The following is a 25224-nucleotide window of genomic DNA, read 5'->3' on the forward strand; positions in this document are numbered from 1 at the left end:
ACCTGCGCATGCAAGCGGCGCAGGCAGTTGCGGGGATGGATGTCGGCGCCATGTTCGTCCTTTCAGGGCCCGCCCGGCCGGCATGTCGCTTCGAAGCGATGGAACAGTTCATCGGCCTTGGGGTCGATGCTGAAGGGGAAATCGCAGCGCTGCGACGGCGCATCGCCCCATTTGACCGTCAGCACGCCTTCGGCCTGGCCGACCCGCGCGTAGACCTGGCCGCCCTGCCCCACCATGCCGACGCTCGCGCCATCGCTTCCGATGACCGGCGCGCCCAGCGGCAGCGGCTTGCCGCTTTCGGTAGCGACTCGCGCCAGCAGCGCATAGCCGATGCGGGTGCTGAACTTCAGATGCACCGCCGCGCCCGCCGAAGGCGCGGTCCGTTGCAGGCTGCCGTCGAGTTCGGCGTTGCGGTTGATGCCTTGCGAATCGAGCCCGACGTCGTTGTAGCGATACGGGGCGAGCGAAGGAATGATCGCGAAGCCGGCATCGTCCACCCGCGCGCCCAGGCCGTTGCGCACGCCCGCGCCGCTGGCGCCCGGCGCTTCCACGACGCCGAAGGTCTCGCTCAGATAAGGGCCAGGCGTCAGCCCGCCGGCATGCGCGACCAGCGCGCCGCGTGCGCTGGCGCCCGCCTGCCAGAAGCCGGAGCCGCGCGAATAGCTGGCGCCGACGGTGGCGACGGACAGCCGCTTCTGCAGATTGCCGCTGACGCTCGTCGCCGCCGACGACGTCCCGCCGGACTCGGTACTGCCGTAGGCGTCGTATGTCGCGCTGACGCCGTAGCTCAGCGTCTGCGCCTCATCCGCGACGCCGGAGACCGACGTCTGGTAGCTCGTGCCGCCCCCGCTTGTGCGGACCACCGACCCCGATGCCGAAGCCGTGCGCGGCCCCGAGCCCAGGGGGATCGAGACGGTGAACATCACCACATTGACCAGTCTCGAATCGATCGCCAGCACGGCGGGCGGCGTGGTGTTCGGGAACGCCGTGTTGGTGCCGAAGAGCGCCCCGGTGCGTTGGCGCGTGACGTTGATGCCGTAGCTGACGGACCGGTACACGTTGCTGTAGCTGAACTGGAACTGCGTGTCGCGGTCCTTCAGCCCGCCGTGGTAGTCGCTCACGGATGCGCTGAGAAACAGCTGCCCATAGCTGCCCAGGCTTTGATTGAGGTTGGCGACGATCTGGTTGCGCAGCAGGTAGGTGGTCGACTGCAGGATGGTCAGGTTCGGCTGCTCGGCCAGCGAAGCAAGCGCATCGGACATCTCCCGATAGCCGCGCGAGTAGTTGTAGCCCGTCAGCGCGAAGCTGGTGCCCATCGGCTGGAACGCCTGGCTGTACGACAGACCGGCGCGCCAGCCGTTCAGGTTGCCATCGCCCAGGGGGTTCTTCGAAACCGCGTAGGTCGCGTCGCTTCCCAGTGCGCCGAACGACGTTCCCCAGACCACGCCGCCGAGCAGCGCCTGGTAGTCGCTCGCCGCGCGCGCGCCCATGTTGGCCGTCAGTTCGTTCGACAGTCCGTGCTGGTACACGCCCTCGCCGAACACGGCGCGGCTGCCCTCGATGTTGCGCACGCGCCCGATGGTCGCGGCGTAGCGCGAGGTGCCGGGCCGCATCGAGCCCGGGACCGCCGCGAAGGGCACCGTGAAGGTCGACACCCGGCCATCCGCTTCGGTGACCGTGACCTGCAGGTCGCCCTGGAAGCTCGTGGGGTACAGGTCCTCGATCGAGAACGGACCGGGCGCGACGGTCGTCTGGTAGATCTCGTTGCCCGCCTGGCGCACCGTCACGCGCGCGTTCGTCGATGCGACGCCGCGCACCACCGGCGCGAACCCGCGCTGGGAATCGGGCAGCATGCGCTCGTCGGTGGCGACCTGGACGCCCTCGAAGCCCACGGTGCCGAACAGGCGTCCGGTCGTGAAGCTCTGGCCGACGGTCAGCTCGCTGCCCCAGTCCGGCAAGGCGCGCTGCGCATAGGCGCGAATGGAGTTCCAGTGGCCTTCGCTGGTGTCGCGGCCCGCGAAATGGCTGTAGCTCGACTGCTGCCGGAACCGCCACATGCCGAGGTTGGCGCCGAAGTTCATGCCGAGGAACAGCGATTCGTTGGACGTGCCCTCGCTGCTGGCGCGGAAGTAGTTGGAGTCGTAGTTGAGGAAGCCGGCGGTGACGCCCGGATCGATGTCCGCCCGATCGACCGCGCCGCGGATCGTCCGCTTCATCAATGCCTGCGGGATCGACAGGTCCAGCCGCAGCCGGGACACATCGAAACTCGTCCGCGCGCCGGGAATGCGCTGGCCGAGGGGCCGGCAGGCCTGCGAGGCATCATCGGCAGCACTTTCCGCGGGCGGCGCGAAACTGGAGGGCAGCACGCCGGCGGCCACCAGGAACGAAGTCTCCAAGCAGGGCGCGACCTCGTTGCCCACGGCGCGGAATTCCACATCCTTGCGCGAACGGAACACGCCGTTGACGAAGACGTCGACCTGGTAGACGCCAGGGTCGACCGCGCTGACACGATTGAAGCGCTCGATGTCGCCCGCCCCGAGCGAAGAGCCCAAGAGGAAACGGCTGTCGAACCGGTAGGCCGGCGCAGCTTCAGGATCCGCGGCCCGGGCCGGTGCCGAGAACAGCGCTGTGCCGATGGCGGACCCGCAAATGAAGACCGGCAGCGCTCGCATGAGGAAGCCGGCCTTGTGTCCTAACGGCCCACGACGAGAGGCGCCTCGGCGTTGTTTTCGCCTCCGTAGTCGTTGACGAAGACGAACTTGACGTTCCATCCGCCGGCCGCGAGATCCTCATCGCTCTTGATGCGCCATTCGAATGTGGACCTGGGCGCCACCATGTCCGGCTGGAGGGCCACGCCGGCCCGGCCGGCCTTGACGAGCTGCGCACCGGTCAGGGACACATGGAAGGCCGAGTCGTTCGTTGCCACGATCTTCCATTCGCCGCCTTGGCGGCTGAGGCTGAACCTGAGCTTTTCCGCCGCGCGTTCGGGCTCTCCCGAGATACCGCTCGGGCGATAGAAAAGCTTCACCCGATTGCGCAGCAGCAGCAGCATCTTGTTGCGATCGGCGTCCGCCGAATTCAGCGCCGGGATCTGCACCGCATTGATGAAGAAAACGGATTCGCGATCCTGCGGCAGGTCCTTGCCGGTGAAGATGAGGCGGGCGGTCTGTCCCGCCTTGGGCTCGATGCGGAAAACCGGCGGCGTCACCACGAAGGGGGCGTTCGCCGTCTGCGGCGTGGAATTCGGATCGCCGCTGTCGACCCAGACCTGCACGACATTGGGAACATCGTCCTGGTTGGTGAACTGGATGCTGCGTTCCGTGGCACCGCCCGGATAGATGACGCGCGTGCCGGTCATCACCACGCTGCCCAGGGAAGACGAGGCCGCCAATCCGGCCACGAATAAGGACAGCAGCAAGCGAAGCCCGCGTCTCATACCGACATCCTCCTCGGCGCAATGCCGACCGCCGGCTGGCGATCGGCACCTTTTGCAGGCTAGCGCAAGTGCGCGTGAAATCGGTCTTCCCGCGTTGTCCTTGACAAGGCGCCCCGCGTCTGCAGGGCGACCCGGAGGCGGCCGCTTACGGGTAGGTGACCGCGTATTGAACTGCGCTGATCACGCTGCCCGGCGTTGCTGCGCCTTCCGCGAAATAACGCACCGCGAATTGATGCGAAGCCGTGGTTTCGTTCGCGGCCACGACCAGGCCCGGAGCCGAATGACCGCCGGTCAGATTGAAGGGCGTTCCGGCCTGCGGATCGAGCAATTGCAGGCTCACGTTCGAAGCGCTGCCCGTATTCGCGAGATTGCCGCTGCCGGTCACGGTGTTGGGCATGAACGTCGTGTTCATGGCCTGTGCCGAGGTGCTGGTCGAACAACCGCTCACGGACACGGTGAATTCGGTTTCACCGGCCGATTTGCCCAGGACGTCGAGTTGCGACTGGCTCACCGTCGGCAGCAGGACGACCGGATTGTTCGAATTGCCGTTCACCGCGACCGAGCAGGTCTGCGCGGCGACTTCGCCCTGGAAGGTGATAGTGTTCGCGCTTTGGGCGAAGGCGAAGAACGGGGTGGCGACGAGCGCTGCAAAGAGAACCGACTTTTTCATGAAAATACCTCCAAGTTGAAAAAACGTTTAAATCCGATGACTCGATTTTGATATTTCGAGCCATCAATCAAAAAGGAAAAAAATCCACAAATTGATTATTCTTGTCTTTGCGATATCTTTCCGCCTCGGTCTGGTTTGAAATCGATATTCATCGATCAACTCGACCATGACTCAACTGTAAACAATTGGCCGAATCGGATGAATAAGAATCTTCTCAAAATGAAGACGTTTCTCTAGATTGGATGAGAATATTCCCTGAGAAGAGGCGAAGCCGAGCCGCCGCGCGCCCTCGAGAGGCGGCGGCCGAGGATGGCTGCGGAGCAGGAACGCATGACCCTGCAGTCGCCCCGAAGGGCGACCGCAGGGCCTGCTCAGTCGCTGGGAGAGGGGACGCCGATGGGTGGCGTCAGCCGACCCACTTGCGCGCGTTGCGCCAGATGCGCATCCACGGGCTGAGTTCGTTCTTGTCGCCCGAAGTCCAGCTCATCTGGATGTTGCGGAAGACGCGCTCCGGATGCGGCATCAGCGCGGTGAAGCGGCCGTCGGGGGTGGTCACCGAAGTCAGGCCGCCGGCGCTGCCGTTCGGGTTGAACGGGTAGCGTTCGGTCGGCTGGCCGTGGTTGTCGACGTAGCGCATCGCCGCGATGGCCTTGGCCGGGTCGCCACGATGCCGGAAGTTGGCATAGCCCTCGCCATGCGCGACCGCGATCGGCAGGCGGCTGCCGGCCATGCCGGCGAAGAACAGGCTCGGCGAATCCAGCACCTCGACCATCGACAGGCGGGCCTCGAAGCGCTCGCTCTGGTTGGTGGTGAAGCGCGGCCAGGCTTCAGCGCCCGGAATGATGTCGGCCAGCTCGGCGAACATCTGGCAGCCGTTGCACACGCCGAGGCCGAAGGTGTCGCTGCGCCCGAAGAAGCCCTTGAACTGCTCGGCCAGACGCGGGTTGAAGGTGATGCTGCGCGCCCAGCCGATGCCGGCACCCAGCGTGTCGCCGTAGCTGAAACCGCCGCAGGCGACCACGCCCTTGAAGTTCGCGAGGTCCGCCCTGCCCGTCTGCAGGTCGGTCATGTGGACGTCGAAGGCCTCGAAGCCCGCTTCGGTGAAGGCATAGGCCATCTCGACGTGCGAATTGACGCCCTGCTCGCGCAGGATCGCGACCTTGGGCCTCGCGAGCTTCAGGAACGGCGCCGCGACGTTCTCGATAACGCCGCCGGCCAGGTGCACGTGCATCCCCGGGTCCTGCGGATCACCCGCGGCCGCGTGTTCGGCATCGGCGCAGTCGGGGTTGTCGCGCTCGCGGCAGATCTTCCAGCTCACCGAATCCCAGACCTGGTGCAGGTCGCTGAGGCGCGCGCTGAAGACCGACCTGGCATCGCGCCACACCTCGACCTTGCCCTTGCCCGCGTCCATCGACGCGCTTTCGGGGCGGGTCTTGCCGACGAAGTGGCTGTGGGTGCTCAGGCCATGCGCGCGCAGGGTCTGCATCACGTCGTTGCGATCGGCGGTGCGTACTTGCAGCAGCATGCCCAGTTCTTCGTTGAAGAGCGCCTTGAGCGTGAGTTCCTCACGGCGTGCGCTGACCTGGCCGGCCCAGTTCTTGGCATCGCCGTATTCGGCGCGGCTGTCGCTGATGCCGTCGCCCTCGGTGACCAGCAGGTCGACGTTGAGCGCAACGCCGACGTGGCCCGCGAAAGCCATCTCGCACGCGGCCGCGAACAGGCCGCCGTCGCTGCGGTCATGCAGCGCGAGGATCTTGCCTTCGGCGCGCAGCGCATTGACCGCATTCACCAGCTTCACGAGGTCCTGCGGATCATCGAGATCGGGCACCGCATCGCCGCTCTGCTCCAGCGTCTGCGCCAGGATGCTGCCGGCCATGCGGTGCTTGCCGCGGCCGAGGTCGACGAGCACCAGCGTGGTATCGGGCTCGGCGGCGTCGAGCTGCGGCGTGAGCGTGCCGCGCACGTCCGCCAGCGTGGCGAAGGCGCTGACGATCAGGCTGACCGGCGAGGTCACCTTCTTGTCGGCGTTGCCGTCCTTCCATTGCGTGCGCATCGACAGCGAATCCTTGCCGACCGGGATCGAAATGCCGAGCGCCGGGCAGAGTTCGAGGCCCACCGCCTTGACGGTTTCATAGAGCGCCGCGTCTTCCCCGGGCTCCCCGCAGGCAGCCATCCAGTTGGCCGACAGCTTGACTCTCGACAGCTCGATCGGCGCGGCCAGCAGGTTCGTGATCGCCTCGGCCACCGCCATGCGGCCGGAAGCCGGCGCGTCGAGCGCGGCCAGCGGCGTGCGCTCGCCCATGCTCATCGCCTCGCCGGCGAAGCCCTTGTAGTCGGCCAGCGTGACCGCGCAATCGGCCACCGGCACCTGCCAGGGACCGACCATCTGGTCGCGGTGGCTCAGCCCGCCTACGGTGCGGTCGCCGATGGTGACCAGGAAGCGCTTCGATGCCACGGTCGGGTGCGAGAGCACGTCGATCGCGGCCTTCTGCAGATCGACACCGGTCAGGTCCAGCGGCTTGAAGCGGCGCGCGACCGACTTCACGTCGCGCAGCATCTTCGGCGGCTTGCCGAGCAGCACCTCCATCGGCATGTCGACCGGCTGGTCTTCGGCGCCCTCGTCGGCCAAGAGGAGCTGGCGCTCCTCGGTAGCGACGCCGACGACCGCGAACGGGCAGCGCTCGCGCTCGCAGAAGGCGCGGAACTGGTCGAGCGATCCGGGCGCGATCGCGAGCACGTAGCGCTCCTGGCTCTCGTTGCACCAGATTTCCTTGGGCGCCATGCCCGATTCCTCGAGCGGCACCGCACGCAGGTCGAAGCGCGCGCCGCGGCCGGCGTCGTTGGTGAGCTCAGGGAAGGCATTGCTCAGCCCGCCCGCGCCGACGTCATGGATCGCGAGGATCGGGTTGGCCTCGCCCTGCTGCCAGCAGTGGTTGATGACCTCCTGCGCGCGGCGCTCGATCTCGGGGTTGCCGCGCTGGACGGAGTCGAAGTCGAGTTCCGCCAGGTTCGCACCAGTGGCCATCGAACTGGCCGCGCTGCCGCCCATGCCGATGCGCATGCCGGGTCCGCCGAGCTGGATCAGCAAGGCGCCGGCCGGAAACCGGATCTTCTTGGTCTGCGCCGCGTCGATGCTGCCGAGGCCGCCGGCGATCATGATCGGCTTGTGATAGCCGCGCTGCACGGTATCGATGTCGCTCGCCGCGGTCTCTTCGTATTCGCGGAAGTAGCCGAGCAGGTTCGGCCGGCCGAATTCGTTGTTGAAGGCGGCGCCGCCGAGCGGCCCCTCGGTCATGATCTGCAGCGGGCTGGCGATGTGTTCGGGCTTGCCGTAGCTGCCCTCCTTCGGCCAGAGCCTGGAGACGGTGAAGCCGGTCAGGCCCGCCTTGGGACGCGAACCGCGCCCGGTCGCGCCTTCGTCACGGATTTCGCCGCCCGCGCCGGTCGATGCGCCGGGGAACGGCGAGATCGCGGTCGGATGGTTGTGGGTCTCGACCTTCATCAGCACATGGTGGGTCGCGTCGCTCTTGCCGTAGCTGGCCGCGCCGGCCGCCGCCACGAAGCGCTCGACCGGATGGCCTTCCATGATCGAGGCGTTGTCCGCGTAGGCGACGATGGTGTGCTGCGGGTTCTGGCGCTCGGTGTGCCGGATCATCGAGAACAGGCTTTGCGGCTGCGGCTGGCCGTCGATGATGAAGTCGGCGTTGAAGATCTTGTGGCGGCAGTGCTCGCTGTTGGCCTGGGCGAACATCATGAGCTCGACATCGCTCGGGTTGCGCCCGAGGCGGGTGAAGGCGTCGACGAGGTAGTCGATCTCGTCCTCGGCCAGCGCCAGGCCGAAGGTCTTGTTGGCCTCGACCAGCGCGGCGCGGCCGCCGCCCTGCACATCGACGTGGGCCATCGGCTGCGGCGGCAGCTCGGCGAAGAGGCCGGCCGCCTCGTCGAGCCGGGGCAGCACGGACTCGGTCATCCGGTCATGCAAGAGGCCGGCGACAGCAGCGAACTGTTCGGCATCGAGCGCGGCGGACTTGCCGAGGGCCTTGTCCAAGAGCGGCGCCTTCAAGGTCAGGTGGTATTCGGTGACGCGCTCGACCCGGTGCAGGGCCAGCCCGCAGTTGTGGGCGATGTCGGTCGCCTTCGATGCCCAGGGCGACACGGTGCCCAGGCGCGGCGTGACGACGACGGTCGCGCCGGTCTTCGCCGGGGCGACGAAGGGTTCGCCGTAGCCCAGGAGCGCCGAAAACTGCTCGCGGGCCGGCGCATCCAGCGCCTTGTCGGTGCTGACCAGATGCACGAAGCGGGCGCTGATGCCCTCGATGCGGGGTTCCAGCGCCTGCAGCTTGGGCAGCAGTTGCCGGGCCCGGAAGTCGCTGAGCGCGCTGCCGCCCTCGAAGAAGGTCACCACATGGGCGGGATGGGAAGACGGGTTCACGGGCAACGTCACGTTCGGCTTGGCCGGCTGGCCGGATTGAGGATGAAGAATGCGTAGAAGGCGGCAGCCGCTGACTGGGGCCATCCGCGTGAACCCTGAATTTTAGGCCACCGCCGGGCCGCTCCCAAGGTGGCCGCAGCCCCTCGGGGGCCGCGAGGACACAAAGTGCCGAGCCTGGGGCAGTGTTAAGGTGTCAATGGGATAATTCCGCCCCATGAGCATTACCTACAAAGACGCCGAAGGCGTGGCCGGCATGCGCGTGGCGTGCCGCCTCGCGTCCGAAGTGCTGGATTACCTGACCCCCCACATCAAGCCCGGCGTCACCACCAACGAGATCGACAAGCTCGCGCACGACTACATCACGCAGGTCCAGGGCGCGATCCCGGCGCCGCTGAACTACATGGGCGCCAGCAGCGTTCCCTACCCGAAGTCGATCTGCACCTCGGTCAACCACGTGGTCTGCCACGGCATCCCGAACGACAAGGCGCTCAAGAAGGGCGACATCGTCAACCTCGACATCACCGTCATCAAGGACGGCTGGCACGGCGACACCAGCCGCATGTTCGTGGTCGGCGACGCGTCGATCGCGGCCAAGCGGCTGTGCACGATGACTTACGAGGCCATGTGGCACGGCATCATGAAGGTCAAGCCCGGCGCCCATCTCGGCGACATCGGGCATGCGATCCAGCGCTTTGCCGAGGGCAACGGCTTCTCGGTGGTACGCGAGTTCTGCGGCCACGGCATCGGCCTCGGTTTCCATGAAGAGCCGCAGGTGCTGCACTACGGCCGCCCCGGCACGCTGGAAGAGCTCAAGCCCGGCATGACCTTCACCATCGAGCCCATGATCAACGCCGGCAAGCGCGACATCAAGGAAGACGCCAAGGGCGGCCAGTACGACGGCTGGACGATCGTCACCCGCGACCACTCGCTGTCTGCCCAGTGGGAACACACCGTGCTGGTCACCGAGACCGGCTGGGAGGTGCTCACGCTGTCGGCCGGAAGCCCGCCGCCCCCCGCCTTCGTGACCGACGCGGCTTGAAACCGCGCGTGCTCTTCAGGGGAGCCATGATGGACATCCCGTCGCTGCGCGACGCCTATCGCACGCACAAGCTGGCGTTGTTCGACCAGCTGCGCAGCGCCCGCGCCCCGACGCGCAGCGTCCACACCGTGCTGCGCCAGCTCGCGGCGCTGGCGGACGAAACCCTCACCGCGCTGTGGACCGATGCGGATTTCGGCAACCAGCTGGCGCTCGTGGCGGTCGGCGGCTTCGGGCGGGGCGAGCTCTTCCCCTACTCCGACGTCGACGTGCTGCTGCTGCTCCCGGAGGGCGAGCCGCCGATCGACCCCACGCGGATCGAAGCCTTCATCGGCCACTGCTGGGACGCGGGCCTCGAGATCGGCTCCAGCGTTCGCACGGTGTCCGAATGCCTGGCCGAGGCGGCGAAGGACGTCACGGTCCAGACCTCCCTGCTCGAATCGCGCCTGATCGTCGGCGACAAGAAGCTCTACGCCGGTTTCCGCAAGCGCTTCCTGGCCGCCATCGACCCGCTGGCCTTCTTCACGGCCAAGACGCAGGAGATGCGGCACCGGCACCAGAAGTACGAGAACACGCCCTACGCGCTCGAACCCAACTGCAAGGAATCGCCCGGCGGCCTGCGCGATCTGCAGATCATCCTCTGGGCGGCCAAGGCGGCCGGCTTCGGCGGCCGCTGGGACGACCTGGCCAGGAACGGCCTCGCCACCACCTTCGAGGTGCAGCAGATCAAGCGCAACGAGGCCCTGCTGAGCCTGATCCGCGCCCGCCTGCACGTGACCGCGAACCGCCGCGAGGACCGGCTGGTGTTCGACCTGCAGACCGCCGTCGCGGCCACCTTCGGCTACGTCGGCGAGTCGCAGCGCAAGGCCAGCGAGGCGCTGATGCGGCGCTACTACTGGGCCGCCAAGGCGGTCTCGCAGCTCAACCAGATCCTGCTGCTCAACATCGCCGACCGGCTGCAGCCGCAGGCCGACCAGCCGACGCCGATCAACGAGCGCTTCTTCGAAAAGGGCGGAATGATCGAGGTCGCGAGCGACGACCTCTACCTCCGGGAGCCGCACGCGATCCTCGAGACCTTCCTGCTCTACCAGAAGACCATCGGCGTCACGGGCCTGTCGGCGCGCACGCTGCGCGCGCTCTACAACGCGCGCCACGTGATGGACAGCAAGTTCCGCAACGACCCGGAGAACCACAAGACCTTCATGCGCATGCTGCTGCAGCCGCGCGGCATCACGCATGCGCTGCGGCTCATGAACCAGACCTCGGTGCTGGGGCGCTACCTGCGCGTGTTCCGCAGCATCGTGGGGCAGATGCAGCACGACCTGTTCCACGTCTACACGGTCGACCAGCACATCCTGATGGTGCTGCGCAACGTGCGGCGCTTCTTCATCGCCGAGCATGCGCACGAATACCCCTTCTGCTCGCAGCTCGCGGCGGGCTGGGACAAGCCCTGGGTCCTCTACATCGCGGCGCTCTTCCACGACATCGCCAAGGGCCGCGGCGGCGACCATTCGACGCTCGGCGCGCGCGACGTGCGGCGCTTCTGCCGCCAGCACGAGATCGCGCGCGAAGACGCCAAGCTGATCGAATTCCTGGTCGCCGAGCATCTCGTGATGAGCCAGGTCGCGCAGAAGCAGGACCTCGGCGATCCGGAAGTGATCGGCGCTTTCGCGAAGCGCGTGGGCAACGAGCGCTACCTCACGGCCCTGTACCTGCTCACCGTGGCCGACATCCGCGGTACCTCGCCGCGGGTCTGGAATGCTTGGAAGGGCAAGCTGCTCGAGGACCTCTACCGCTTCACCCTGCGCGCCCTCGGCGGCCGCATGCCCGACCCGGGCGCCGAGGTCGAGGCCCGCAAGCGCGACGCGATCGCGCAGCTCGCCCTGCACGCCGAGCCGCTCGATGCGCACAAGGGGCTGTGGGACACGCTCGACGTGAGTTACTTCATGCGCCACGATCCCTCGGAGATCGCCTGGCACGCGCGGCAGCTCTCCTACCACGTGCCGCCGGCCGGCGTTCCGGTCGACCTGCACCGGCCGCCGATCGTGCGCGCGCGGATTTCGCCGGTGGGCGAAGGCCTGCAGGTGGCGGTCTACACGCCCGACCAGCCGGACCTGTTCGTGCGCATCTGCGGCTATTTCGACCAGGCGTCGTTCAGCATCCTCGACGCCAAGGTGTACACGACGAGCAACGGCTTCGCGCTCGACACCTTCCAGGTCATCACCACGTTCATCCCAGAGCACTACCGCGACCTCATCAACATGGTCGAGGCCGGCCTCGCCAAGGCCCTGCGCGAAGCCGGGCCGCTGCCCACGCCGAGCAAGGGCCGGGTGTCGCGCCGGGTGCGCAGCTTTCCGATCAAGCCGCGCGTCAGCCTGTTGCCGGACGAGAAGGCGCAGCGCTGGCTGCTCAGCATCTCCGCTAGCGACCGCGCGGGGCTGCTCTATTCGGTGGCGCGCGTGCTGGCGCGGCACCATCTGAACCTGCAACTCGCCAAGGTCACGACGCTCGGCGAGCGGGTGGAAGATACCTTCCTGATCAGCGGGCCCGAACTGCAGGGACAGCGCGCCCAGGCGGCGATCGAAACCGAGCTGCTCGACGCACTCGCGGCCTGAGGCTCAGGGCGCGCTCGCGAGGCGGCGCTCGAGCCACACGCTGTAGCGCGACAGGCCGAAGCACAGCACCCAGTAGACCAGCGCGATGAACAGATAGCCCTCGAGGTAGAACGGCCGCCAGGTCGGATCGCCGCCGAGCGCGAGGCCCAGGGCGCCGGTCAGCTCGAACAGCCCGACGACCGTGACCAGCGAGGTGTCCTTCAGCGTGCCGACCACGTTGTTGGTCAGCGCCGGGACCACCAGCCGCAGGGCTTGCGGCAGCACGATGTCGCGCTGCACCGGCCAGCGGCCGAAGCCGAGCGCCATGGCGACTTCGGTCTGGCCGCGCGGCACGGCCTGCAGGCCGCCGCGGATGATCTCGGCCAGATAGGCCGCGACGAACAGCGCCAGGCCGGCCAGCACACGCAGCAGCACATCGGGCTGCCAGCCCGCCGGCCACAGCAGCGGCAGCAGGAACGAAGCCATGAACAGCACCGAGATCAGCGGCACGCCGCGCACCAGCTCGATGTAGGTGGCGCAGAGCGTGCGCACCACCGGCCACTGCGAACGCCGGCCCAGTGCCAGCGCCAGGGACAGTGGAAACGCGAGCGCCAGCCCGACGACCGCGAGCCCGATGGTCAGGGGCAAGCCACCCCAGCGGTTCGTCGGCACCCCCTCCAGGCCCAGCACGCCGCCGCGCATCAGCACCAGGAACAGCGCGAGCGAAACCAGCCACACGGGCAGTAGCCACCAGCGCCAGGTGCGCGGCCACGCGCTCAGCATCGTGGTCAGCGACAGCACGATGACCGCCACGGCCGGCCGCCATTGGTCTTCGTAGGGATAGCGGCCGAAGAGGATCGGCCGCCATTTCTCGGCGATCACGCCCCAGCACGCGCCGTGCTGCAACGCGCGGCAGGCCTCTGCATCCGGGCGGAACACTGCGTGAACCACCGCCCATTCGACCAGGTAGTGCCCGGCCCATGCGAAGAGCAGCACGAGCACGACGGTAAATACCGCCCGAAGAGGCGATCCCCACAGCTCCTTGCGCCATTCGATGGGAGAACGCGCCGCGCCGATCAACGCCATCCCCTCAGCGCGACGCGCGCGTTGTAGCGGTTCATCGCGGCGGAAATGACGAGCGAAAGCGCGAGATACACCGCCATGATCACCGCGATGCACTCGAAGGCGCGGCCGGTCGAGTTGAGCGATGTGTTGGCGACCGACACCAGCTCCGGATAGCCCACCGCCACGGCCAACGAGGAATTCTTCGTCAGGCTCAGCAGCTGGTTCGTGAGCGCCGGCACGATCACGCGCAGCGCCTGCGGCAGCACCACGATGCGAAGCTGCTGCACCGGCGAAAGGCCCAGCGCCTGTGCCGCGAGCTTCTGGCCCTGCGACACCGAGATGATCCCCGCGCGCACGATTTCCGCGACGAAAGCCGCCGTATAGAGCCCGAGCGCGATGACCACCGCAAGGTACTCCGGACTCAGCGCCGCACCGCCGCTGACGTTGAAGCTGCCGCGTTCCGGCCACTCGAAATGGCTCGGCCAGAAGGCGCCCTCGTCCGGAACCGGCCACGGCATCGACAGACCGCCCTTGCTGAGCCAGAAACCGTCGATCAGCTCGATCGGCTCGGTCGAATCCGGCAGCAGCTGCGTGAGCGCAAAGTAAAGCATCAGCAGCTGCACCAGCAGCGGCACGTTGCGCACCACCTGGACATAGAGCCCGCACAGCCCGCGCACCAGCACATGCGGCGCCAGCCGGCCGATGCCCAGCAAGGTCCCCAGGACGACCGCCATCACCGCGGCCGGGATCGATGCGCGGATGGTGTTGATCAACCCGGCGAGGAACGCCCGCCAGAACGGCTGGCCCGCGCTGAACTCCAGCCAGCCTTCGGAGATCTCGAAGCCGGCCGGTTGCAGCAGGAAGTCGAAGCCCGATCGCACGCCGCGCGCGCGCAGCACTTCCAGGGCATGGTTCACCAGCCAGAAGACGCCGCCGACGATCGCCGCGATCAGCAGCGCCTGCACGATCCAGGCGACCCAGACGGCGCGAAATGAAACCACCCCCGTTGCTTGCTCACTTCGTGTAGCCGCCTCCCCCCTCGAGGGGGCGCACCCGGCGGCCCGGCGAAGCCGGTTCCACGGGCGCCCTGGGCTTGGCCGCGTCGGTTTCACAGGACGCGGGTACGGCGGCTCGCCATGGACTGCCGGCTCACCTGACCGGCAGTCCGTACATCTGCCCGCCCTTGTTCCAGAGGTTGTTCGTTCCGCGCGGCAGCTTCAGCACGGACTTCGGCCCGACGTTGCGTTCGAAGACCTCGCCATAGTTGCCCACCGCCTTGATCGCGCGGTACGACCAGTCCTTGTCCAGGCCGAGCAGCTTGCCGAGGTCGTCGCCGGTGCCGACCAGGCGCATCTGCGCCGGGTCCTTGCTGTTGGCCTTGAGGTCGTCGATGTTGGCCTGCGTGACGCCGAACTCCTCGGCCTCGATGAGCGCATTCGGCACCCACTTGACGATGGCGAACCACTCGTCGTCGCCGCGGCGCACCAGCGGCGCCAGCGGTTCCTTGGAGATCAGCTCGGGCAGGATGACGTAGTCGTCGGGGTTCGGCGCCTCCTTGTTGCGCAGGCCCGCGAGCGCGGAAGTGTCGGTCGTGAAGGCCTGGCAGCGGCCGGCGAAGAAGGCCTTGAAAGAGGCTTCGAAGCTCTCGAACACCACCGTCTTCACCGGGATGTTCTGCGCCTTGAAGTAGTCGGCGACGTTCTTCTCGTTGGTGGTGCCAGCCTGCGTGCAGATGGTGGCGTTCTTGAGCTGCTTGGCGCTCGTCACCTTGATCTTCTTCGGCACCAGGAAGCCCTGGCCGTCGAAGTAGGTGATGGTCGTGAAATGGAAGCCGAGCGACGCATCGCGCGTGAGCGTCCAGGTCGTGTTGCGCGCCAGGATGTCGATCTCGCCGGCCTGCAGCGCCGAGAAGCGCTGCTGCGAGTTGAGCGGCACGAACTCCACCTTCTTGCCGTCCCCCAGCACCGCCGCCGCGACCGCGCGGCAGGTGTCGACGTCGAGGCCCGACCAGTTGCCCTCTGTGTCGGGGGCGGAGAAACCGGCGACGCCGTTGGTCACCCCGCACTTGACGCTGCCGCGCTGCTTCACCGCATCGAGCGTCTTGCCGGCAAAGGCCGGTGCGGCGGCGAAGGCCAGGACGGCGGCCAGGGAAGCCAGCGCAGGACGGAAAGCTTTGTTCATTCGGAACCCCTCTTGGTTGGTCTTGTCGGAATTGACGGCAGCGGGCAGTTTACGAGGGCTCGCGGACATCTGCCAAAGAACCGCGGGTTGGCAGCACATGCATTTAGCGCGCGCCGGCATCGACCACAATCTGACCTTTCTTTCAACTCACTCGAAGAAGAGGATGACTCCACCATGGTTCGTTCCGATGACACCGGCAAGTTCGTTCTGCGCGTCGCGCTCGGCGTCCTGGTCCTGCTGCACGGTATTTCCAAGCTCAGAGGGGGCGGCGTTGGCTGGATCGAGAACATGCTGAGTTCGCACGGCGTTCCCGGCGCCGTGGCCTATCTGGTCTATGTGGGAGAGATCCTTGCGCCGGTCCTGCTGATCGCCGGCATCTACACGCGCCTGGCCGGATGGATCGTCGCCATCAACATGCTCTTCGCGCTCTGGCTGGTCCACACGGGCCGTCTGTGGGAAATCGGCAAGACCGGCGGCTGGGTCCTCGAACTCGAGGGCATGTTCCTCTTCGGCGCGATCGCCATCGCCTTCCTCGGCGCGGGCCGCTTCAGCGTCGGCGGCACCGGCGGCCGCTACAACTGATCTTCAGTCGTCCTCGGCGGCATCGAGGCCCGGAAACAGGACCTCGGTGAAGCCGAAGCGCGAGAAATCGCGCACCCGCATCGGATAGAGCTTGCCCAGCAGGTGGTCCACCTCATGCTGGACCACGCGGGCATGGAAGCCGCTCACGCTGCGGTCGACCGGATCGCCGTAAGGATCGAAGCCGGTGTAGCGGATGTTGGCGAAGCGCGGCACCACGCCGCGCAGGCCCGGCACCGAGAGGCAGCCCTCCCAGCCCTCTTCCTCCTCGGCGCCGATCGGCGTGACCACGGGATTCACGAGCACCGTGCGCGGCACGACCGGTGCGTCCGGATAACGTGGGTTGACCGCGTCGGTCCCGAAGATCACGACCTGCAGATCGACGCCGATCTGCGGCGCGGCCAGTCCAGCGCCGCTTGCCGCCTGCATGGTCTCGAACATGTCCCGCACCAGGAGGTGAAGTTCGTCGGTGTCGAATTCGGCGACCGGCTGCGCGACGCGCAACAGCCGGGGGTCGCCCATTTTCAGGATTTCACGGATGGCCATCGGGACATTATCGTGAGGCCATCGGATTCAGCAGTCAGACGCGGCCTCTTCGCGCCCAGCCCCCACCGCCCCGGTACCCGCCGTAATAGCCCGCATGGCCCCAGTACGGAGAGCCGTGCCAGTAGCCGCCGTGATACGGGTGCCCGTAATAGCCATGCCCGTAGTAGCCGTAGACGCCGCTGAGATAGATCGACGGCCCCCAGTAGTAGGGGTAGTAGTACGGATAGGAATAGGGGTAGCCGTAAGCCGGCTGCGAATACGCCACGCCGCCGCTGTAGTACGGATCCGACGGCACTGCCACACAGCCGCCCAGCACGATCGCACCGCTGGCCGCGAGGCCTGCCGCAAGAAGACGAACTCCGCTCATGACGCACTCCTGGTCGATACGCTTCTCTCTGTTCAACGCCGGCCGGCAACCCGTGTTGACAGCGCCCGCGCCGGGCCATGTAAAGATGGCCCCGTCAGGGTTTGAGCGGGCCGCTCAGAGTCCGTTCCTCAGGATTTCCAGCATGCCCGCCTCGTCGATCACCGCCACGCCCAGGTCGCGCGCCTTGTCGAGCTTGCTGCCGGCCTCGGCGCCGGCGACCACGTAGTCGGTCTTCTTGCTGACCGAGCCGGCAACTTTCGCGCCCGCGCCCTCGAGCATGTCCTTGGCCTCATCGCGGCTCAGGGTTTGAAGCTGGCCCGTCAGCACGAAGGTCTTGCCCGCAAGCGGCTTGGGCGCGCGCGCTTCCGGTTCGCTTTCCTCCCAGTGCACACCGGCGGCGCGAAGCTGTTCGACCACCTCGCGGTTGTGCGGCTGGTCGAAGAAGGTGCGCACGCTCTGCGCGACCACCGGGCCGACGTCGTTGACTTCGAGCAGCTGCTCCCCGGTCGCATCCATGATCGCGTCGAGCTTGCCGAAATGCCGCGCGAGGTCCTTCGCGGTGCTTTCGCCGATGTGCCGGATCCCGAGGCCGAAGAGGAAGCGCGGCAAGGTGGTCTTCTTCGAGGACTCCAGCGCATCGATGAGGTTCTTGGCCGATTTCTCGGCCATGCGCTCGAGCCCGGCGAGCGTCACGAGGCCGAGCTTGTAGAGATCGGGCAGCGTCCGGATCAGGTTGCCGTCGACCATCTGCTCCACCAGCTTGTCGCCGAGGCCTTCGATGTCCAGGGCACGCCGCTGCGCGTAGTGCAGGATCGCCTCCTTGCGCTGTGCTCCGCAGAAGAGTCCGCCGGTGCAGCGGTAGTCGACCTCGCCCTCTTCCCGCACCGCATCGGAATCGCAGACCGGGCACTTGTGCGGCATCGTGAAGACGGGGCCGCGCTCGCTGTCGGGCCGCTGCGCGCTCTCGGGCACCACGCCGACCACTTCGGGAATCACGTCGCCGGCACGCCGGACGATCACCGTGTCGCCCACGCGCACGTCCTTGCGCCGGGCTTCGTCCTCGTTGTGCAGCGTGGCGTTGGTCACCGTCACGCCGCCGACGAACACGGGTGCGAGCTTGGCGACCGGCGTGAGCTTGCCGGTGCGGCCCACCTGCACCTCGATCCCGAGCACCTGCGTGAGCTGCTCCTGCGCCGGATACTTGTGCGCGACCGCCCAGCGCGGCTCGCGCGAAACGAAGCCGAGCTGCCGCTGCGCCTCGAGGCTGTCGACCTTGTAGACCACGCCGTCGATGTCGTAGGGCAAGGCATCGCGCTGGCGGCCGATGGTTTCGTGGAAGGCGATCAGCTCGACCGCGCCGCGCGCACGCGCAGTCTGCTGCGCCACCGGAAAGCCCCAGGCGCCGAACTGCTGCAGCCAGTCGAACTGCGTCGCGTACGCCGGTCCGCCCTGCTCCGGCGGCGTCACTTCGCCGAACCCATAGGCGAAGAAGCTCAAGGGCCGGTCGGCGGCAATCGCCGGGTCGAGCTGGCGAACCGCGCCCGCAGCCGCATTGCGCGGATTGACGAACACCTTCTCGTTCTTCTGGCCATCGGCGATCTTCTGGCGCTGACGCTCGTTGAGCGCCTCGAAATCGTCGCGTCGCATGTAGATCTCGCCGCGCACTTCCACCACCGGTGGAATCTTCGAAGCCTCGCCATGCAGCCGCAGCGGGATCTGCTGCACCGTGCGGATGTTCTGCGTCACGTCTTCGCCGATCTCGCCGTCGCCGCGGGTCGCGGCCTGCACCAGCACGCCGTTCTCGTAGCGCAGGTTGATCGCCAGCCCGTCGAACTTGAGCTCACACACGTATTCGACCTGGGCCCCGTCCTCGGCGAGGTCCAGCTCCCTGCGCACGCGCGCATCGAAGGCGCTGGCGCCGGCCGGCGTGATGTCGGTTTCGGTGCGGATCGAAAGCATCGGCACCTTGTGACGCACCTTGGTGAAGCCTTCGAGCGGCTTGCCCCCGACGCGCTGGGTCGGCGAATCGGGCGTGCGCAGATCCGGGTATTCGGCTTCGAGCGCCTGCAGGCGCTGGAACAGCCTGTCGTACTCCGCATCCGGGATTTCCGGCGCGTCGAGAACGTAGTAGAGGTGAGCGTGGCGATGGAGCTGCTCGCTCAATGCGGCGGCTTCGCGGGCCGCGTCGTCGCGCGTGGTCATGCGGATCTCCCGAAGAGCGGCAATCAACTGAACAGGCGGCGTGCCAGCGGCGAACCCGCCGACAGGTCGCGCGCGTCAAGGGTGTCGTAGAGCTGCTCGAGGTCGACGCCGATCGCGTCCATGACCTCGCCCTGCAGCGGCTGGCCGTCACTGTCGGTCACGATGCCGTCCATGTCGTGCGCCAGGGCCGCGGCGGCATCCCGCATGCGCTCGAACGGCCTTTCCTCGCGGTCGACCTGCGGCACATCGAGGCTGATCGAGAGCTGGCGGATCGCCGACTGCGCGGGATCGTCGGCCAGCGCGGCCTGGGTGTCGAACGCGAGGCCGAGGATCGGCGGCAGGCCCAGCTCGGCCGCGGGCAGCACCATGCGGCCGGGGATCATGCCCGGCACGAAGCCGAGACGCGAGGCGTTCTGTTGCACGTAACCGGGGCTCCATGCCGCATGGCGAGCGCGCAGCACGAAGCTCAGTTGCGCATCGTGCGAGCTGGCGAACTGGTCGAGCTCGCGCGCACGGGCGACTTCGTCGAGCATTTCTGGAAACTCCAGTGCGCCGTTCACCGCATCCGCAAAGGCCTGCGCCTTGACGACGAATTCCGAATACTCGATCTCGTTGAGCGCACCGGTGCGGTTGGCGAGCTGCACCCCGACCTGGAACGCGCTGTAACGCTGGCCCTGCACTGCAGGCTCCCACGCGCCCGTGTGCTCGTTGAGGCCTTCGATCGCCACCGGCTTGCTGCCGGCCCGGCGCGTGGCCGGCATCGCGGCAATCGCTGCATCGCCGGAAGCCAGTCCTTCGAGCGAGATCGGCGCGATCACGTCGATCAGCGGATCGAGGCCGCCGCGGCGGTCGACCGATGGCACGGGCAACGCGCTCGGCGCGGGCAAGGCCGGGTCGAACAAGGGTTCGTGCCGCTCGGCGCCGGCGACCTGATGCGGATCGACGTGAAGCACCGGCTCGCGGTCTACCTGTGGCGAGTCGACGTCCGCCTCGGGAGCTTGCGCGCTGCGCGCGTCGGGCTGACGCGGCGCGTTGCGGTGCGAGGTCCATGCGTTGTAGCCGATCACCGCGGCCAGGGTCAGTCCGCCGAGGATGGCGAGTGCGACGGTCAGGCTGCTCACTGGATTCCCCTCGCGCAGCGGCGCTTCGGGATTCGCCTTGGGGCGGCCCGGCGGCTCATGCAGCCTCGGCCATCGAGACGGCCGATTCCATGTCCACCGCGACGATGCGCGACACGCCCTGCTCCTGCATCGTCACGCCGATCAGCTGCTCGGCCATTTCCATGGCGATCTTGTTGTGGCTGATGAAGAGGAACTGGGTTTCGCGGCTCATGGAGGTCACGAGTTTGGCGTAGCGCTCGGTGTTGGCGTCGTCGAGCGGCGCGTCCACTTCGTCCAGCAGGCAGAACGGCGCCGGGTTGAGCTGGAAGATCGCGAACACCAGCGCGATGGCGGTGAGCGCCTTCTCGCCGCCCGAGAGCAGGTGGATGGTCTGGTTCTTCTTGCCCGGCGGCTGCGCCATGACCTGCACGCCGGAGTCGAGGATCTCGTCGCCGGTCATCATGAGCTTGGCGTTGCCGCCGCCGAACAGCTCCGGGAACATGCGGCTGAAGTGGTCGTTGACCGTCTTGAAGGTGCCCCCCAGCAGCTCGCGCGTTTCGCCGTCGATCTTGCGGATCGCGTCTTCGAGCGTGCCGATGGCCTCGTTGAGGTCGGCCGACTGCGAGTCGAGGAAGGTCTTGCGCTCGCGCGCCACCGCGAGCTCGTCGAGCGCCGCGAGGTTGACCGCGCCGAGCCCGGCCACTTCGCGGTTGAGCCGGTCGATCTCGCCCTGCAGGCCCGTGAGGCGCACCTTGTCGGTCTCGATCGACTGGGCGATCGCTTCGAGGTCGGCATGGGCATCGGCCAGCAGCTGCTGGTACTGCTCGAAGCCCAGGCGCGCAGCCTGTTCCTTGAGCTGGAATTCGGTGATGCGCTGGCGCAGCGGGTCGAGCTCGCGTTCGAGTTGGAGGCGGCGCTCGTCGCTCGCGCGCAGCTTGAGCGTGAGGTCGTCGTACTGGCTGCGTGCCGCGCCGAGCGCGGACTCGCGTTCGAGCTTGACCGACAGGGCGTCCTGCAGGCCGGCTTGCGCTGCGGCATCCGACAGGCGCCCCAGTTCGGCGCGCGCGCGTTCGTCTTCATCGGCGAGCGACGTGGTCTGCTGCGCGGCCGTCTCGATGGCGCGGCTGAGTTCGCCGCGGCGCGCTTCGAGCGATCGCTGCGCGAAGGTGGCCTCCTGTGCCTGGCGCTCAAGGCTGCGGTGCTGTTCGCGGCTGGCGGCGAGCACACGTGCGGCTTCGATCACGCGCTCGTCGAGCTGCGCATGGCGCTCCTGGCTGTCGGCGAGCTGCATGTCGAGCTCTTCGAAGCGCCCTTCGGCGGCGATGCGGCGCTCCTGCAGTTCCTCGAGCTGGGCCGTGACCTCGCCGAGGTCGTTGGAGAGCTGCTCGCTGCGCGCGCGGGTCTGTTCGGCGAGCTGCGTGAGGCGCAGCGTCTCGACCTGGAGTTCGTGCGCGCGCGACTGCGTGTCGGCCGCTTCGCGGCGCGCGGTGACGAGCCGTTGCGCCGCGTCGGCATAGGCCGACTCGGCGCGCGCGAGCGCGCTGCGCGACTCTTCCGCGATCAGGGTCTGGGCGCGCAGCTGGCGCTCCAGGTTTTCCATTTCCTGCTGGCGTGCGAGCAGGCCGGCCTGCTCGGAATCCTCCGCATAGAAGCTCACGCTGTGCGCGGTGACCGCGTGGCCGCTCTTGACGTAGATCACCTGGCCGGCCTTGAGCTGCTCGCGCTGCGCCAGCGCCTCTTCGAGCGTCTGCGCGGTGAAGCAGCCGTAGAGCCATTCTTCGAGCAGCGCCTGCTGGCCGGCGTCACTGAGGCGAAGCAGCGCGGAAAGCCGGGGCAAGGCGCCCTCGCCTGACGGTGCGGCGGCCGACGGCGGGCTGTAGAACGCGAGCTTGGCCGGCGGCGCGTCGTTGCCGAAAGCGCGCACCATGTCGAGGCGGCTGACTTCGAGCGCACCCAGGCGTTCGCGCAGCGCCGCTTCGAGGGCGTTCTCCCAGCCCTGCTCGATGTGGATCCGGCTCCACAGCCCTTGCAGGCTTTCAAGGCCGTGCTTGGCGAGCCACGGCGCGAGCTTGCCGTCGGTCTTGACCTTTTCCTGCAGCGCCTTCAGGGCTTCGAGCCGCGCCGCGAGTTCGGCATGCCGCGCGCCCTCGGTGTTCACCGTCTGCTGGCGGTTGCGGCGGTCCTCGTCGAGCTGGGGCACCGAATCCTGCAGCTCGTGCAGCCGCGCTTCCGCCTCGGCGGAAGCTTCCTGCGCGGCCGCCAGTTGCTCCTGCATGTCCTGCAGGCGCGCCTCGTCGGGCGCGGCGAGCGCGTTCTGGTCGCTGCGCAGGCGCTCGGCGCGCTGGTTGAGCTGGCGGCTCTGTTCCTCGATGTTGCGCTGATCGGCCGCCAGCACCTGGATCTGCTGCTGCACCTGCGCGACCGCGGCGCGCTGCGCATTGGCCTCGTTTTGCGCGCGCTGCTGCGCGTCTTCCAGTTCGGGCATGCGCGCGTCGTGCTCTTCGAGCTGGGCGGCAAGCAGTTCGGCCTGCTCTTCGGCGTTCACGCCTTGGCCGGCCAGGGTTTCGATCTCGGTTTCGGCGTCTTCGCGGCGCGCATTCCATTGCGCGATCTGCTCGCGCAGCTGCACGAGGCGCTGCTCGACACGCTGACGGCCTTCGACCACGAAGCGGATCTCGCCTTCGAGGCGGCCCACTTCGGCGCTGGCCTCATACAGCTTGCCCTGCGCCTGGTTGACCTGGTCGCCTGACGCGTAGTGGGCCTGGCGGATGGTTTCGAGCTCGGCCTCGATGTGGCGCAGATCGGCGGTGCGCGATTCGAGGTCGTTGATCGCCTTTTCCGCATCGAGCTTGATGCGGGTCTGGTCCGATTCGCTTTCGGTGCGCTTCAGGAACCAGAGCTGATGCTGCTTGCGCGTGGCGTCGGCCTGCAGCGTGTTGTAGCGCGCCGCGACCTCGGCCTGCTTCTCGAGCTTTTCGAGGTTGCTGCCGAGCTCGCGCAGGATGTCTTCGACGCGGGTCAGGTTCTCGCGCGTGTCGCCCAGGCGGTTCTCGGTCTCGCGGCGGCGTTCCTTGTACTTGGAGACACCGGCGGCCTCTTCGAGGAACAGGCGCAGTTCCTCGGGCTTGGATTCGATGATCCGGCTGATCGTGCCCTGCCCGATGATCGCGTAGGCGCGCGGGCCGAGGCCGGTGCCGAGGAACACGTCCTGCACGTCGCGCCGGCGCACCGGCTGGTTGTTGATGTAGTAGCTCGAATTGCCGTCCCGCGTCAGCACCCGCTTGACCGCGATCTCGGCGAACTGCGACCACTGGCCGCCGGCGCGATGGTCGGCGTTGTCGAATACCAGTTCCACGCTCGAACGGCTCGCCTGCTTGCGCGTGGTGGTGCCGTTGAAGATGACGTCCTGCATCGACTCGCCGCGCAATTCGGAGGCGCGCGATTCGCCGAGCACCCAGCGCACGGCGTCCATGATGTTCGACTTGCCGCAGCCGTTGGGCCCGACGACCCCGACCAGCTGGCCGGGAAGCAGGAAATTGGTGGGTTCGGCGAACGACTTGAAGCCCGATAGCTTGATGGAGTTGAGACGCACGACAGGTCGGCCCTATGCCAAGGTGTTGATTTGTAAGGGAATTTTCACTGGCCGTCACCCACGGGGATCGGCCGCCACCCGAGGCCGGGATGATAACGTGCGGACCATGCGTGCCCCGTGCCGTTTCTGCCTCGATGTCCCTCTTCGTTTCCCTCTCGTTCGACGTCTTGCATGGCTGCCCGGAATCTGCACGGCCGCTCTGTTCATGGCGGGCTGCACCTCGACGCAGCGCGCGGAGCCCTATGAGAGCCTGCTCAAGCAGGCCAACGGCAACACCTGGGAGCAGACCATGCTCGACGGCGTGAACGCCGAGAACAGCTACCGGGCGGCGCGCAATTTCGAGATTTCGCTCTGGCTCATCAGCTCCAAGGCGGGCCCGGATGGATAACCGCTGCTGCTGGCGACTGAAATCAGCGACCGGGGCCGCAACCTGCTGGTCGATCGCGAACTGTCGAAGGTGGTCGCGCGACTGGACCTGCTGGCGGCGCAGGCGGACGAGAAATACCGGCGCGCCGCGCTGGATTTCAGCCAGAACTGGCTTCTCGGAAACCTCGGTCCGTTCTTTTCTATGGTGCCGAAGTAGCCGGTCGCACCGGAGGGGCGGACCACGGGGGCGCGTCGTTGACAACGACCGTCACGCGTCCTTCATCGTCGATGGCGGCAATGCTCAGTCTGCCCGCGGCTTGCCTGTCGGGTCGATCGCGATCGAGGGCAGCGCCCTCCTTCAACAGCCGGAACTCCATCTCGCCGAACGGCGCGAGCATGTCGCCGAGCGCGGAAAACTCCCCATCCTCTTCGGTCATGCCGAGGCGGTCGATGGTCGCGAAGTAAGGGGTCGGATTGCGGCACTGGACGATGACCAGTTCGGCTTGCCTGGACGGCCTGCAGTCGAGCCTCTGGATCCACTCTGCCGATCCGCCCACCAGTCGTGGGGGGCGAAAGAAGATCTTCTGCCGGATCCGCACCGACACCTCCATCACATGGTCGCGGGCGGCGCCGTCGTCCGGATGGGGCGGAATCATCTGGGCATTGAGCCAGAAGACCGACTCGCGATCGCTCGGCAACGGCTGCCGGGTGTAGACAACCCTCAACGCCCGGGCCTCGTTCGGCTGCAGCCTCATCAGCGGCGGAAGAACCACGAAGGGCACATCGATCGTCGCCGGATCCGCGGTCGGATCACCCGCATCCACCCAGGTCTGCACGAGCACCGGATAGACATTCTCGTTGTGGATCTGCAGCGAGGCTTCGCGCGCGGTGCCGGGGAACACGAGCCGGGTGGCGCTGACGAACAGTCCGGCCCCTGTCTCGGCGCGCGCTCCCGCAGCCGTCGGACAGGCCACCAGCAGGACGCAGGCGATGCGCAGCGCGGCCGCTGCCCGGCGGCAACGGCTGGTCAAAGGTGTTCGAAGCGCCACCGACTCCAC

Annotated in this window: 18 protein-coding genes; 5 read left to right on the top strand and 13 right to left on the bottom strand. The window is 67.5% G+C overall.

What is annotated here, in order from left to right; genetic code table 11:
• Nucleotides 1–62: 62 nt before the first annotated feature.
• The 4 genes from VAR608DRAFT_RS28785 to purL all read right to left on the bottom strand — a co-directional run bounded on the left by VAR608DRAFT_RS28785 (nt 63) and on the right by purL (nt 8622).
• Entirely contained in the window at nt 63–2672 is a 2610-nt protein-coding gene (locus VAR608DRAFT_RS28785) for a fimbria/pilus outer membrane usher protein (protein WP_172843912.1), read from the bottom strand.
• 20 nt (nt 2673–2692) lie between these two features.
• Nucleotides 2693–3436 carry a fimbrial biogenesis chaperone gene (locus tag VAR608DRAFT_RS28790; protein ID WP_088957184.1) on the bottom strand — a complete coding sequence of 248 codons (744 nt, stop codon included), beginning with the start codon at nt 3434–3436 and terminating at the stop codon, nt 2693–2695.
• A gap of 145 nt (nt 3437–3581) precedes the next feature.
• Nucleotides 3582–4106, bottom strand: coding sequence for a fimbrial protein (locus VAR608DRAFT_RS28795; RefSeq protein WP_088957185.1), 525 nt, complete (start codon nt 4104–4106; stop codon nt 3582–3584).
• 406 nt (nt 4107–4512) lie between these two features.
• Complete coding sequence (purL, locus tag VAR608DRAFT_RS28800; RefSeq protein ID WP_088957186.1) at nt 4513–8622, bottom strand: phosphoribosylformylglycinamidine synthase; 4110 nt, start codon at nt 8620–8622, stop codon at nt 4513–4515.
• Nucleotides 8623–8752: 130 nt separating this feature from the next.
• On the opposite strand from purL, the gene map reads away from it, so the two are divergent.
• Entirely contained in the window at nt 8753–9577 is an 825-nt protein-coding gene (map, locus tag VAR608DRAFT_RS28805; protein WP_088957187.1) for a type I methionyl aminopeptidase, read from the top strand.
• A gap of 26 nt (nt 9578–9603) precedes the next feature.
• Entirely contained in the window at nt 9604–12189 is a 2586-nt protein-coding gene (locus VAR608DRAFT_RS28810) for a [protein-PII] uridylyltransferase (protein WP_088957188.1), read from the top strand.
• A 3-nt stretch (nt 12190–12192) separates the two neighbouring features.
• Here the strand turns inward: VAR608DRAFT_RS28810 and VAR608DRAFT_RS28815 are convergent, their stop codons facing one another.
• From VAR608DRAFT_RS28815 to VAR608DRAFT_RS28825, 3 genes are all read right to left on the bottom strand, one after another.
• Nucleotides 12193–13254 carry an amino acid ABC transporter permease gene (locus tag VAR608DRAFT_RS28815; RefSeq protein ID WP_231972997.1) on the bottom strand — a complete coding sequence of 354 codons (1062 nt, stop codon included), beginning with the start codon at nt 13252–13254 and terminating at the stop codon, nt 12193–12195.
• Nucleotides 13245–14234, bottom strand: coding sequence for an amino acid ABC transporter permease (locus VAR608DRAFT_RS28820; RefSeq protein WP_197700427.1), 990 nt, complete (start codon nt 14232–14234; stop codon nt 13245–13247). Before VAR608DRAFT_RS28820 ends, VAR608DRAFT_RS28815 begins: the two co-directional genes overlap by 10 nt.
• A gap of 148 nt (nt 14235–14382) precedes the next feature.
• A complete protein-coding gene (locus VAR608DRAFT_RS28825) occupies nt 14383–15414 on the bottom strand; it encodes an amino acid ABC transporter substrate-binding protein (RefSeq protein ID WP_088957189.1) in 1032 nt (343 codons plus the stop codon).
• A 174-nt stretch (nt 15415–15588) separates the two neighbouring features.
• On the opposite strand from VAR608DRAFT_RS28825, the gene VAR608DRAFT_RS28830 reads away from it, so the two are divergent.
• Nucleotides 15589–15996 carry a DoxX family protein gene (locus VAR608DRAFT_RS28830; RefSeq protein ID WP_088957190.1) on the top strand — a complete coding sequence of 136 codons (408 nt, stop codon included), beginning with the start codon at nt 15589–15591 and terminating at the stop codon, nt 15994–15996.
• A gap of 3 nt (nt 15997–15999) precedes the next feature.
• Here VAR608DRAFT_RS28830 and def read toward each other — a convergent pair whose 3' ends face one another.
• From def to smc, 5 genes are all read right to left on the bottom strand, one after another.
• Complete coding sequence (def, locus tag VAR608DRAFT_RS28835; RefSeq protein ID WP_088957191.1) at nt 16000–16539, bottom strand: peptide deformylase; 540 nt, start codon at nt 16537–16539, stop codon at nt 16000–16002.
• 34 nt (nt 16540–16573) lie between these two features.
• Nucleotides 16574–16906, bottom strand: coding sequence for a hypothetical protein (locus VAR608DRAFT_RS37705; RefSeq protein WP_197700428.1), 333 nt, complete (start codon nt 16904–16906; stop codon nt 16574–16576).
• A gap of 114 nt (nt 16907–17020) precedes the next feature.
• The gene (gene ligA / locus VAR608DRAFT_RS28845; protein WP_088957192.1) at nt 17021–19108 is read right to left on the bottom strand and encodes an NAD-dependent DNA ligase LigA; all 2088 of its coding nucleotides are present in this window, start codon (nt 19106–19108) and stop codon (nt 17021–17023) included.
• A gap of 23 nt (nt 19109–19131) precedes the next feature.
• Nucleotides 19132–20229: a cell division protein ZipA C-terminal FtsZ-binding domain-containing protein gene (locus VAR608DRAFT_RS28850; RefSeq protein WP_088957193.1), complete on the bottom strand. Its 1098-nt coding sequence runs from the start codon at nt 20227–20229 to the stop codon at nt 19132–19134.
• Between the two features lie 55 nt (nt 20230–20284).
• Nucleotides 20285–23800 carry a chromosome segregation protein SMC gene (gene smc, locus VAR608DRAFT_RS28855; protein WP_088957194.1) on the bottom strand — a complete coding sequence of 1172 codons (3516 nt, stop codon included), beginning with the start codon at nt 23798–23800 and terminating at the stop codon, nt 20285–20287.
• Nucleotides 23801–24005: 205 nt separating this feature from the next.
• Between smc and VAR608DRAFT_RS38140 the strand changes: the two genes are divergently transcribed.
• Nucleotides 24006–24188: a hypothetical protein gene (locus VAR608DRAFT_RS38140; protein WP_231972998.1), complete on the top strand. Its 183-nt coding sequence runs from the start codon at nt 24006–24008 to the stop codon at nt 24186–24188.
• Between the two features lie 69 nt (nt 24189–24257).
• A complete protein-coding gene (locus VAR608DRAFT_RS38320) occupies nt 24258–24383 on the top strand; it encodes a hypothetical protein (protein ID WP_269458503.1) in 126 nt (41 codons plus the stop codon).
• Here the strand turns inward: VAR608DRAFT_RS38320 and VAR608DRAFT_RS28865 are convergent.
• Nucleotides 24367–25224, bottom strand: coding sequence for a fimbrial biogenesis chaperone (locus VAR608DRAFT_RS28865; RefSeq protein ID WP_088957195.1), 858 nt, complete (start codon nt 25222–25224; stop codon nt 24367–24369). The two genes, VAR608DRAFT_RS38320 and VAR608DRAFT_RS28865, sit on opposite strands and share 17 nt — an antisense overlap.

The organism is Variovorax sp. HW608 (genome assembly GCF_900090195.1).
Taxonomy (GTDB): domain Bacteria; phylum Pseudomonadota; class Gammaproteobacteria; order Burkholderiales; family Burkholderiaceae_C; genus Variovorax.